The following is an 11,250-nucleotide window of genomic DNA, read 5'->3' on the forward strand; positions in this document are numbered from 1 at the left end:
GGTGGGGTGGCGAGGTGCCAGTCGAGGCCGCGCTCGGCGGTCGCGTCGAGGTGCCCGGCGAACACCCCGGTCGGCGCGGCGGCGGCCCGGTCGCCGAAGAACTGCCCGATGGCGAGGTCCCCGACCAGCCAGCCCGCCGCGAGCTCCCACTCGGCCGCGGCGGCGGCGTGCCGCAGCGCCTCGTCGAGCAGACCGGCCGCGTGCAGCCAGCGGGCGGCGGTGGCGTGCAGCTTCTGCGGCAGGCCGGGGTGGCAGGCCCGCAGGTGCACCCGGAGGATCTCCGCGAACAGCGGGTGGTGGCGGTACCAGGAGTGGCCCAGCGGGGTGACGAACGCGTTGGCGCGGGCGAGTTCCTCCAGCGTGCGCTCCGCGTCGTCGCGCCCGGTCAGCGCGTTCGCCAGGGAGGGGTGGGTGCGGTCGAGCAGGCTGGTGCGCAGCAGGAGGTCCCGGGTCGGCGCCGGCTGGGCGTCCAGCACCTCGGCCAGCAGGAAGTCCGCGATCACGCTGTGCCCGGCCTCGAACTCCTTGAGGTAGCGCTCACGGTCCCCGGCGTGCTCGGTGGCCAGCGCGCACAGGCGCAGGCCGGCCGCCCACCCCTCGGTGCGCCGGGTCAGCGCCCGGACGCCGTCCTCGGACAGGTCGAGACCGTGCCGGCGCAGCAGGACGGCGGCCTCGTCGGGGGTGAACGCCAGGTCGGCGGAGCGGACTTCGGTGATCTCGTCCGCCGCGCGGTATCGGTGCAGCGGGAGCAGCGGTTCGTTGCGGCTGACCAGGACCAGGCGCAGGCCGTCACCGGCGTGCCGCAGCAGGGTGTGGAGGTCCGCGGCGACGTCCGGGGCGGTGAGCCGCTCGAACTCGTCGAGGACGAGGACGACGGGCTCCCGGCGGCCGGCCAGGGCGCCCGCCAGGAGGGCGGGCAGCCCGGGGCCGGCCGGCCCGGGCGGGCGGGCGGGCGCCGGTTCCGCCGGAAGGGGGACGCCGGCGCGGCGGAGCGCCTCGGCGAGCAGCGCCGGGAGGGCCCCGGGTGCGCCGTCCTGTTCCTCCAGGGTGAGCCAGGCGGCGGGGCCCGGCAGGGCCGCGCTCCGCACCCAGTCGCAGACCAGCAGGGTCTTGCCGGCGCCGGCCGGGCCGTTGACGAGGAGCAGCGGGTGCTCGCGCACGCCGCGGGTGAGGCGGTCGGCCAGCCGCGCCCTGCGGACGAAGGTCGCGGGGACGGGGGGCACCCGCAGGCGGGTGGCGAGGACGGTGTCCGCCGCGGACGGCTCCGGGCCGGGGGAGCCGGCGGTCCGGCGCCTCGGCGCTGAGGTCATGGTCATCACCAGCCGTAGGGCCGGACGGGTGTCCGGCGGGGTGCTTCCCTTCGATCCTCGAATGGCCGCCGTCGGGCCGCAACGGCTGGACGGCCCGGGTGGGCAGGGCCGACCGGGCCCTGTCGGGTGGGCCAGGGCCGGGCGGGCGGCGGGCGGTCGCCGGGTGTCGCGCCGGGTGCCGCCGGGTCACCCCAAAGAGGTGATCCCGCCGGCGCGGGCCGGCGGTAGCGTCAGAGCGGGACGGATCCACCGGTGTCGGGCCTCGGCGCGCACCCCGGGCCCGTCCCGCCGACCGGACCTCTCTCACCAGGAGCGGACGTGAGCAACGAACCCAACAGCGCTCGGCAGCTGGACGAACCAGGCCCGATCGACTACGTGGTCGTCGAGTTCCCCGGCAGTCGGATGACCGGGGAGGGCATGCCCGTTCTCGTCGACCTAGTCGACCGGGGCATCATCCGGATCCTCGACCTGACCTTCATCAAGAAGGAGGAGGACGGCACGGTCATCGGCCTGGAGCTCGCCGATGTGGACGGCGACGGCGAACTCGACCTCACCTTCTTCGAGGGCGTCTCGTCCGGGCTCATGGGCCACGACGACCTCGCCGAGGCCGGTGGACTGATCGGTCCCGGCGACTCCGCCGCGGTGCTGCTCTACGAGAACCTGTGGGCCGCACCGCTGGTCGCGGCCCTGCGCAACGCCGGCGCCCGGATGGTCGCGAGCGGACGGGTGCCCGTCCAGGACGTCATCGAGGCGCTCGACGCGCTCGACTCCGTGAGCTGACCCGGTCGCCCCGGCCCCCGTCCGTCCACCCCAGCCTTCGCACCCCAGCCCTCAACCTCTCAGGCAGGAAGTCATGCCCGGACTACTTCGAGGAGTCGCACGGACCGCGGTCGTCGCGGGGACGGCCACGGCCGTGTCCAACCGCGTCTCGCGCCGTCAGGCCGGCCGCTGGGCCCAGCAGGAGGAAGCCCAGCAGCCCGCACCCGCCCAGCCCGCGCCCGCACCCGCGCCCGCCGCGCCGGCACCGGCCTCCATGGACTCCAAGCTCGACCAGCTGAAGGAACTCGCGACGCTCAAGGAGCAGGGCGTCCTGACGGAGGAGGAGTTCACGGCCCAGAAGGCCCGCATCCTCAACGGCTGAGCCGTAGCCGCACGGCCCGGCCCCTCCCGGCCCCGGGCCCCGCGCCCGTCCGGCGCGGGGCCTGGGGCCGGGGCGCGTGCTTCCGGCTCGCCGCAGAGGACTTCGACACCGTCGTGCCCGGCGGCACGGACCGGCGGGATCCGTCCTGCTGTGTACGCCTGTGGTGTGATCGGCGCGGGTCGATACCCATCGGAAGGCGTGTCGGAAGGGCACTGGCCGCCCCCTGGGCCATAACTAGATCATATGCCTGGCTGGAAACTGTCCTTCTGCGCGACTGCCGCCGGCCTGGTGCTGGCCATCTCGGTCGCCGGCCCTCCCCCCGGCGGGCCAGGAACCGGTGGACTGGGGTTGTCGGTGACCGTCGACGGTCAAGCAGACACGCCCGTGGTGAAGACCGGCGACGAGGTGCGGGTGAGCTACCGACTGCGCAACGATGGTGGAGCCCCGGTGACCGACCTGCGGATCACTGACGCCCTGGCCCCCGGAGTCGAGCCTCATTGCCCGGGGCGCGAGGCCGGGGGCATCCTCCGACTCCCACCGGTGGCCACTCTCGTCTGCACGGCGACCGTGCGCGCCCTGCCCGGTGGACATGAGGGCCTGGTCAGCGTCCGGGGGGTGTCCGCTGACGGCCACCGAACCCTCACCCGTACGGCGCACTCGCGTTACACCGGCGCGGGTGCAGGCCCGGGATCCCCCTTCGGTGTTGCAATCGCTGCAGGAGCACCCGCGCCGGGATCTGGAGCGACAGGAGCAGTGGCGGCTGCGCCTGCCACACCTGGCGCACCCGCGTGCGTGCCCGGGGTTCCTGCGCCGGGGGCTCCTGCGCCCGGGGTTCCTGGGGCGGCGGTTCCTGCGCCCGGGGCTGCTGGGGCGGCGGTTCCTGCGCCCGGGGTGCCTGTGGTTGGGGCTGCGGTGGCGGGGGTTCCAGTGGCCGGGGCTGCCGGGGCCGTTGCTGCTGAGCCCGGGGCGCCCGGGGCGGTTCCTGCGCCCGGGGTTCCTGCGCCTGAGGCGAGTGCGGGCAGGGCTCTCGCGGTCGGGGTTCCTCTGGCTGGGGCTGTTGCGCCCGGGGCCGCCGCTGTGCCGGCGGTTCCTGTGCCCGGGGCACCCGTGGTCGGGGCTGCTGCGCCCGGGGTTCCCGGGGCCGCTGTGCCGGGGGCTCCCGTGGTCGGGGCTCCCGGGGCCGTTGCTCCCGCGCCCGGTGCCGGGGTTCCTGTGGTCGGGGCCGCCGTGCCGGGGGCGGCTGCGCCCGGGGCTGTGGTGGCGGGGGTTCCTGCCGCCGCAGCCGCTGTGCCGGCGGTTCCGGTGCCCGGGGCTCCCGTGGCCGGTGCTCCCGCAGCCGGTGTGGTCGTGCCTGGTGGTCCCGCGGGCGGAGGCCCTCGTCCCGGGGCTCGTCCCGGGGCTCCAGCAGGTGGGGTTCCCAATGCCGGAGCGCCCGCGGGCGGTGCGAGGGCAGCCGGAGCCGGGGCGTCCGGCCCTGCGGTGCCGGGCAGCGGGCGTAAGCCCGTGCAGAGCTCGCCGAGTGCTTCCGGTACCGCGTCCGCGACGCCCTCCCGGCCCCCCGGACCAGGCGCGGGGGGAGGCCACGTCGCCTCACCTCTCCTGCACTCCGGCCGCTTCGACCACCCCAGGCCCCGCCTGCCGCACACCTTCCTTCTCATGTTCTTCCTCGTCCTGTGCGTTCCCGCGATTGCTGCCGCAGCCATCGCGAAGCGTCGCCGTAGGACGCGCCGCCGACCCGACCGAGGCTCAAGGGCACCATGGAACACGTAATCGGAGTGATCGGCATTGTCGCCGGATTCGTCGTGGTCGCCGGGGGCGCTGCCTTCCTCAACGGCCGGAGGTCCAGCCGACCGGAGCCGGCGGAAGAGGAACGCGACCACACCGCCGAGTACCTGACGATGATGGTCGGCGTGTTGTACGCGTTGGTGCTGGGCGTGGCGTTGGTCTCCGTCTGGGAGGCCAAAAACGACGCGGCCACCCACATCAGTGCCGAGGCGGGTGCTCTGCACCAGACGTATCTGCTCGCCGACGGGCTCCCGCCCGCCGACGCCCAGCAAGCCCGATCGGCGGCGGTCGCCTATGCCAGCTACGTGCGGAACGAGGAGTGGCCCCTGATGGAGCAGCGCAAGCCGCTGGGCACGCGCGGCTGGACGCTTCTGCACGACGTGCAGGACGCTTGGGCGTCCTTCGAGCCCACCACCAACGCGCAGCAGCAGGTGGACCAGCTGGCGTTCGGGCAGATCTCCGTCGCCTACGAGGCGCGCAACGGACGCGAGGCGGTCGGAGGCGGCGGCATGTCGGGCGTGATGTGGTTCGGCCTGCTCGCCGGCGGGGCGCTCACCCTGGGCCTGATGTTCCTCTTCGGAATCCAGCGCACTCGCACCCATGTGGTACTGGCCATGGGTTTCACCAGCCTCATCGCCTTCATGGTCGTCTTCATCTACGCCTTGAACTCCCCCTTCGGAGGCCTGCTCGGCCTGAGTCCCGCGCCCTTCGCCGAGGTCGGCGTCGGAGGCTGACCGAGGGGCCGGCAGGCCGTCGTCGGGGCCGGTGCCTCCGCACCGGACAGCCCCGGACGGGCCGCGCGGGCCGCGCCGGGGCGCCGGGTCTCTCGATGATTGAGCTATATGATGCGACCGACCGTCACCGGACCCCGCCACGAAGGGCGTTCACCGATGCGCACCGGAAGCCCCGCCGGCCGTCCTCCGTCCGGCTCCACCGCGGGCCGGCGAGCCCGGCTGCTGATCCCCCTCGCACTCCTCGTCGTCTGGCTGGGCCTGGGCGGGGCGTTCGGCCCGTACGCGGGCAAGCTCTCCTCGGTGGCCACCAACGACCGGGCCGCCTTCCTGCCGCGCAGCGCCGAGTCGACCGAGGTCGCGCAGCTCGGGCAGGGGTTCCAGAGCGTCGCCGCGCTGCCGGTGATCGTGGTCTGGGAGAGCCGCACCGGGGCCGTCGACGACGCCCAGCGCGCCGCCGCCGAACAGGCACTGCGCGCGGCCGCCGGCGTCCCCGGCGCCACCGGCCGGGTCACCCCCGCCGTGCCCGCCGAGGACGGCCGGGCGCTGCAGGGCGTCGTCCAGCTGCGCGCCGACCTCGGGCGGCAGACCGGAGACAGCGTCAGGGCGGTGCGCGCGCTCGCCGGCCAGGTGCCGGACACCACGGTCGGCCTGGCCGGACCGGCCGCGATGGCGGCCGACCTCGGCAGCGCCTTCGCCGGGATCGACGGGCTGCTGCTCGGCGTCGCCCTCGGCGTGGTGCTGCTGATCCTGCTCGCCGTGTACCGGGCCGTGCTGCTCCCGCTGCTGGTCATCCTCGGCGCCGTGTTCGCCCTCGGGATCGCCTGCGCGCTGGTGTACCTGCTCGCCCGCCACGACCTGGTCCGGGTGGACGGCCAGGTGCAGGGCCTGCTGTCGATCCTGGTGATCGGCGCCGCCACCGACTACGGGCTGCTGCTCTCCGCCCGCTTCCGCGAGGAACTGCACCTGCACGGCGACCGGCTCGCCGCGATGCGGACCGCCTGGCGGCGGTCGGCCGAGCCGATCGCCGCCTCCGGTGCCACCGTCGCCCTGGCCCTGCTGGTCCTGCTGTTCTCCGACCTGACGAACAACCGGGCGCTCGGGCCGGTCGGCGCGATCGGGATCGGCTGTGCGGTGCTGTCCGCGCTGACCTTCCTGCCGGCCGCGCTGGCCCTGCTCGGCCGCGCCGCCTACTGGCCGGCCCGGCCGGCCGCCGACGGGCGGGCCCCGGTGCACGCCGTCTGGGAGCGGGTGGCCGCGCTGGTGGGCCGCCGGCCGCGCGCGACGTGGGCGGCGAGCCTGGCGGTGCTGGCCGCGATGGCGGCCTTCGCGCCCACCCTGGACTCCGGGGGCGTGCCGCAGAGCGAACTGTTCGTCAAGGCCCAGCCCTCCGTGGCCGGGCAGCGGCTGCTGTCCGCACACTTCGCGGGCGGGGCCGGCAACCCGGCCGTCGTCCTCGCCGCGGCCGGGCAGGCGGAGGCGGTCACGGCCGCGGCCGGCGTCCCCGGCACGGCCGGCATCCGGCCGTTCACCGGCGGCGCCCCGGGCGGTCCGCCCAAGGCGGTGGACGGGCGGGTCCGGCTGGACGTCACGCTCGCCGACCCGGCCGACAGCGACGAGGCGATCGCCACGGTGCAGCACCTGCGGCAGGCCGTGCACGCGGTGCCGGGGGCGGACGCGCTGGTCGGCGGCTACACCGCGCAGCAGTACGACACCCGGGTCACGGCCGAGCGCGACCGGGCGCTGATCATGCCGGTGGTGCTGCTCTGCATCCTGGCCGTGCTGGTCCTGCTGCTGCGTTCGCTGCTCGCCCCGGTGCTGCTCGCCGCCACGGTGGCCCTCTCCTACCTGGCCACGCTCGGCGTCAGTGCGGTGGTCTTCCCGCACGTGTTCGGCTTCTCCGCCACCGATCCCTCGGTGCCGCTGTACGGGTTCGTGTTCCTGGTCGCGCTGGGCGTGGACTACAACATCTTCCTGATGACCCGGGTCCGGGAGGAGGCGTTGCGGGTGGGCACCCGGGAGGGGGTGCTGCGCGGTCTGACCGCGACCGGAGGGGTGATCACCTCGGCGGGGGTGGTGCTCGCCGCGACCTTCGCCGCGCTCGGGGTGATCCCGCTGGCCTTCCTCGCCCAGATCGCCTTCATCGTCGCCTTCGGCGTGCTGCTGGACACCCTGCTGGTGCGTTCACTGCTGGTCCCGGCGCTGGTCCGGGATCTGGGGGAGCGGGTCTGGTGGCCGGCCCGGCTCGTCCGGGTGACGGACCGTCCGGCGGTTCCGGCGCAGGTCGGCGAACCGGTCTGAGTGCCGGTCCGAGTGCCGGTCCGCGCGCAGGTCCGATGGCAGGGCCGGGTGCCCGGTCTGCACACCGGTCGCGGGGTCGCCCGTTAGGCTGAACGGGTCAGCACGCCGCCCGCGACCGGAGCAGGTGACCTTGTCGGAGCAGGAGCCGAGCCCGTCCCCGGCCACGCCCGGAGCACCGCCCGGCACGCCGGCGTTCGGCCGGCTGCTCCAGGACCTCGCCGCCGAGCTGAACCTGCTCGGCCACGGCTTCGCCGCCGCCAGCGGCCTGCACGCCACCGACGTGCAGGCCCTGCTCGCCGTGATGCGGGCGGCCCCGGAGGAGGAGGGCGCCCCCGGCGGGATCACCCCCGGCCGCCTGCGCGAGGAGCTGGCCCTCAGCTCGGGGGCGGTCACCGCGGTGCTGGACCGGCTGGAGCGCGCCGGGCACATCCGGCGCACCCGGGATGCCGCCGACCGCCGCCAGGTGCTGGTGCACTACCTGCCGGGCGCCGGGCGGATGGCGGCCGAGTGGTTCGCGCCGGTCGCGCGGCGCACCGAGGCCGTGCGGGCCGAGTTCACCGCGGCGGAGCTGGCCGTGGTCGGCCGCTTCCTCGGCCGGTTCACCGGCGAACTGGCGGAGCTGCGGCACACGCGCTGAACCTCTGGGGGGCCCACGGCACAGCCTCAGGCGGGAGGCCGGCCCCGGCGGGCGATCAGTGCCTCCAGCCCGTCGAGAATGCGCTCCAGCCCGAAGTCCAGCGCCTGGTCGCGGCCGTCCGGCGCCGTGATCGCCGCGGCGAGCGCCGGGAAGCGGTCGGCGTGTTCGCGGACCAGCCCGCCGAGGAGGGCGAGCAGCTCCGACTCGGGTGCGCCGTCCGGCCCGGCGGCCCGGGCCTGCTCGGCGATGCCGCGGACGTGGCCGGCCAGCAGCGCGGCGGCGTCCATCCGCTCGGGGCCGGTCAGCCCGGTGCCGTCCAGTGCGGCCACCACCCGCTCCAGCCAGGCGAGTTCGGTCGGACCCATCACCCGGGGGCCGACGGTGGCGTCCAGTAGCCACGGGTGGGCGCCGAAGGCCTCGGCCAACTGGCGTGCCCAGTGGTCGAGTTGCCCGCGCCAGTCAGGAAGGCCGACGGGCGCCTCGGGTGCGCCGACCGCCGCCTCGACCATCAGCGCGACCAACTCGGCCTTGCCGGGAACGTAGCGGTAGAGCGACATCTTGGTGTAGTCGAGCAGCCCGGCGACCCGCTGCATCGAGACGGCGCCGAGCCCCTCCGCATCCGCGATCTCGATGCCGGCCCGGGCGATCCGTTCCAGGCTGAGCGCCGGCTTGGGCCCCCGGGTGGGCTTGGGGCGCGGGCCCCAGAGCAGCCGTGCCGTCCGGCCGGGCCCGTCGTCGGATCCGCTGGTCAATCCCCGCTCCCGTCCTTGCGCCGGGCGGCCCTTGCCGAACCCGTCAACTGTGTCTACCGTACACAGCGGCAATCAGTGTCCACCGGACACAGTTTCAGCCCCGGCGGTCCCCGACGGACGGAGTAGTACATATGGGCGCCAAGGTCCTCATCTCGGGCGCGAGCATCGCCGGCCCCGCGCTGGCCCACTGGCTCGGGCGGTACGGCTTCGAGCCGACCGTGGTCGAGCTCGCCCCGGCCCTGCGCGGCGGCGGGCAGGCCGTCGACTTCCGCGGCGAGACCCACCGCACCGTACTGGCGCGGATGGGCCTGCTCGACGAGCTGCGCCGGCTAGGCACCGGCGGCACCCCGATGACCTTCGTCGACGAGCGCGGCCGCCGACTGCTGCACCTCCCGGCCGACTTCGCGGGCGGCGAGATCGAGGTGCCGCGCGGCGAGCTGGCCCAGCTGCTGTACCGGCACAGCCTGCCCACCACCGAGTACGTCTTCGGCGACTCGATCACCGCGCTGGAGGAGACGTCCAGCGGCGTCCGCGCGGAGTTCCGGCACGGCGCGCCGCGCACCTTCGACCTGGTGATCGGCGCGGACGGGCTGCACTCCAACGTCCGCCGGCTCGCCTTCGGCCCCGAGGAACGCTACGTCCGCCACCTCGGCTACTACGCCGCCACCTGGCAGCTCCCCAACCACCTGGGCCTGCCGCCCGGTGCACTCGGTCTCAACGTCCCGGGCCGGCTCGCCGCGCTCGGCGCGGACCACCGGGACCACGCCCGGGCCGGTGCGTTCGTGCTCTTCGCCTCGCCCGGGCTCCGCTACGACCGGCACGACACCGCGCAACAGAGGGAGCTGGTCCGGCGCGCGTTCGCGGGCCTCGGCTGGGAGGTGCCGCGGCTGCTGGAGAGCCTGCGCGAGGCCCCGGAGCTCTACTTCGACTCGATCAGCCGAGCGGACGTCCCCGCCTGGTCCACAGGCCGGATCGCGCTGCTCGGGGACGCCGCCTGCGGCGCCACCATCGGCGGGATGGGCACGGGCACCGCCGTCGTCGCCGCGTACGTCCTGGCCGGTGAACTCGCCCGGGCGGGCGGCGACCACCGCACCGCCTTCACCCGGTACGAGAACACCGTGCGCGGCTACGCCCAGGGCTGCCAGAAGGGCGGCGACCGCACCGGCCCGTTCCTCGCCCCGCGGACGGCGGCCGGGCTGCGGGTGCGCAACGCGCTGCTGGGCCGGCCGTGGGTCCTGAACCGGATGCTGGAGCTGGGCACGAAGGTCAGCACCCTCGCGCTGCCGGACTACCCGGACGGGCCGGCGCCCCGCTGACCGGCCCTGACCTCACTTCAGCGGGGTGATCCGGCCGCCGCCGTCGAGCACGGCCTCGACCGAGACGGCGGCCCGGGCGGGGCGTTCGACGGCGAGGGTGCGGTCGGGCGCAGGCCGGTCGGCCGTCCAGTCAGGGCCCTTGACGGTGAGCCGGGTGACCCTGCGGCTGCCCGCCGCCAGCAGGAACTCCGTGCCCTGCGGGGACCGCCACCACGTCCAGCCGACGGTGTCCGGCTCGAACCGGGTGCACGCCCGGCCGGGGCCGCCGCCGGTGCGCTGCGGGCCGCGGGCCCCCGGCAGCAGGACGGCCGTCACCGCGCTGCCCTCGCCGTTCCAGCGGTCGGCCCGCAGGCAGACCCAGGTGGCCGCGCCCGCGTTCTGCGGCAGTTGCTGCACCGCGAACGTCCAGAGGTTCAGCTCCTTGACCCCGGGTGTGTCGTCCGGCACCGCGCAGCCGGCCCGCGCCCAGGCCTGCAGGGCGTCCGGGGCGACCGCCTCGCGGGGCCCGGTGGCCGGCTGGCCGCGGTCCGGCGGCGGGGTGTAGCCGAGACGGGCGGGGACCAGGCCGCCGAGGTCGGCCAGCAGGAACGCCTGCCGCTCGGGGATCACGGGAGAGACCCGCAGCTGGAGCACGGTGGCGCCGCGGCAGTCCGCGAACGCGCCGGGGGAGTCGGGGCCCGCGGGCACGGCCGGCGCCGAGGCCGTCACCCCGTCCGCCCGGTCCAGCGGCTTGGCGGGCACGTCCGGCTGGTCGATCCGGCGGGTCTCCGCGGTGTCGATCCAGGGCGCGAGCAGGTAGCGGGCGGAGGTGCCCTGACGGCGCAGCACCACCGCGCCGGCCGTGGTGACGGAGGTGTCGTCGGCCCGGGCGAGTTCGAGCCCGCCGCCGCGCCCGTCGGTGTACCGGGCGAGCCGCCCGCCGTCGTACAGCACCACCACCTCGGCTCCGTCGACGGTGCCGGCGAAGAGCAGCTGCGGCGGGCCCGCGGGCGGGGCGGTGACGGTTCCCGGTTCGGCCCCGGTCTGCGGACCGGGGCGGGACCAGGCGGCGAGGGCCCGGCCGAGCAGCGCGGCGTCGTCGCGGTGGTCGCCCCGGGCGGGCCAGGCGGAGAAGTCGACCCGGGCGGTGTGCTGCCACCGGTCCGGCGCGACCCGGACCAGCGCGGCCGGATCGGCTGCCGTCCCGGCCGGCGGGACGGGGAGCGGGCGGGCGGGCGCCGCGGTCGTGCCGCCGGTGCCGGCCAGCGCGGCCGCCGTGCCGGTGAGCGCCAGCGCGG

8 protein-coding genes and 1 pseudogene are annotated in these 11,250 nt (G+C 75.9%); 6 read left to right on the forward strand and 3 right to left on the reverse strand.

Features of this window, described 5'->3' with window-relative positions; genetic code table 11:
• The coding region (locus tag ABZ885_RS27820) for an AAA family ATPase (protein ID WP_360194164.1) at window positions 1-1,310 on the reverse strand (1,310 nt) is incomplete at its 3' end.
• Between the two features lie 318 nt (window positions 1,311-1,628).
• Between ABZ885_RS27820 and ABZ885_RS27825 the strand changes: the two genes are divergently transcribed.
• The 5 genes from ABZ885_RS27825 to ABZ885_RS27845 all read left to right on the forward strand — a co-directional run bounded on the left by ABZ885_RS27825 (window position 1,629) and on the right by ABZ885_RS27845 (window position 7,905).
• Window positions 1,629-2,090 carry a DUF6325 family protein gene (locus tag ABZ885_RS27825; protein WP_360194167.1) on the forward strand — a complete coding sequence of 154 codons (462 nt, stop codon included), beginning with the start codon at window positions 1,629-1,631 and terminating at the stop codon, window positions 2,088-2,090.
• 73 nt (window positions 2,091-2,163) lie between these two features.
• Window positions 2,164-2,451 (forward strand): SHOCT domain-containing protein, encoded by a 288-nt coding sequence (locus ABZ885_RS27830; RefSeq protein WP_360194170.1) that lies wholly within the window; start codon window positions 2,164-2,166, stop codon window positions 2,449-2,451.
• Between the two features lie 1,757 nt (window positions 2,452-4,208).
• Window positions 4,209-4,970, forward strand: coding sequence for a hypothetical protein (locus ABZ885_RS27835; RefSeq protein ID WP_360194173.1), 762 nt, complete (start codon window positions 4,209-4,211; stop codon window positions 4,968-4,970).
• 156 nt (window positions 4,971-5,126) lie between these two features.
• A complete protein-coding gene (locus ABZ885_RS27840) occupies window positions 5,127-7,268 on the forward strand; it encodes an MMPL family transporter (protein WP_360194176.1) in 2,142 nt (713 codons plus the stop codon).
• Window positions 7,269-7,398: 130 nt separating this feature from the next.
• Window positions 7,399-7,905 (forward strand): MarR family winged helix-turn-helix transcriptional regulator, encoded by a 507-nt coding sequence (locus ABZ885_RS27845; protein ID WP_360194179.1) that lies wholly within the window; start codon window positions 7,399-7,401, stop codon window positions 7,903-7,905.
• Window positions 7,906-7,931: 26 nt separating this feature from the next.
• Here the strand turns inward: ABZ885_RS27845 and ABZ885_RS27850 are convergent, their stop codons facing one another.
• The gene (locus tag ABZ885_RS27850; RefSeq protein WP_360194182.1) at window positions 7,932-8,657 is read right to left on the reverse strand and encodes a TetR/AcrR family transcriptional regulator C-terminal domain-containing protein; all 726 of its coding nucleotides are present in this window, start codon (window positions 8,655-8,657) and stop codon (window positions 7,932-7,934) included.
• Window positions 8,658-8,788: 131 nt separating this feature from the next.
• On the opposite strand from ABZ885_RS27850, the gene ABZ885_RS27855 reads away from it, so the two are divergent.
• Entirely contained in the window at window positions 8,789-9,973 is a 1,185-nt protein-coding gene (locus tag ABZ885_RS27855) for an FAD-dependent monooxygenase (RefSeq protein ID WP_360194184.1), read from the forward strand.
• A 12-nt stretch (window positions 9,974-9,985) separates the two neighbouring features.
• On the opposite strand, the pseudogene ABZ885_RS27860 reads toward ABZ885_RS27855, so the two are convergent.
• Window positions 9,986-11,250, reverse strand: a pseudogene (locus ABZ885_RS27860) (hypothetical protein); the annotation flags it as partial.

Source organism: Kitasatospora sp. NPDC047058 (assembly GCF_040643935.1).
GTDB lineage: Bacteria > Actinomycetota > Actinomycetes > Streptomycetales > Streptomycetaceae > Kitasatospora.

Coding starts and splice junctions, on each gene's coding strand:
- ABZ885_RS27830 (WP_360194170.1), top strand. CDS start 2,164: ATGCCCGGACTACTTCGAGGAGTCGCACGGACCGCGGTCGTCGCGGGG.
- ABZ885_RS27835 (WP_360194173.1), top strand. CDS start 4,209: ATGGAACACGTAATCGGAGTGATCGGCATTGTCGCCGGATTCGTCGTG.
- ABZ885_RS27840 (WP_360194176.1), top strand. CDS start 5,127: ATGCGCACCGGAAGCCCCGCCGGCCGTCCTCCGTCCGGCTCCACCGCG.
- ABZ885_RS27855 (WP_360194184.1), top strand. CDS start 8,789: ATGGGCGCCAAGGTCCTCATCTCGGGCGCGAGCATCGCCGGCCCCGCG.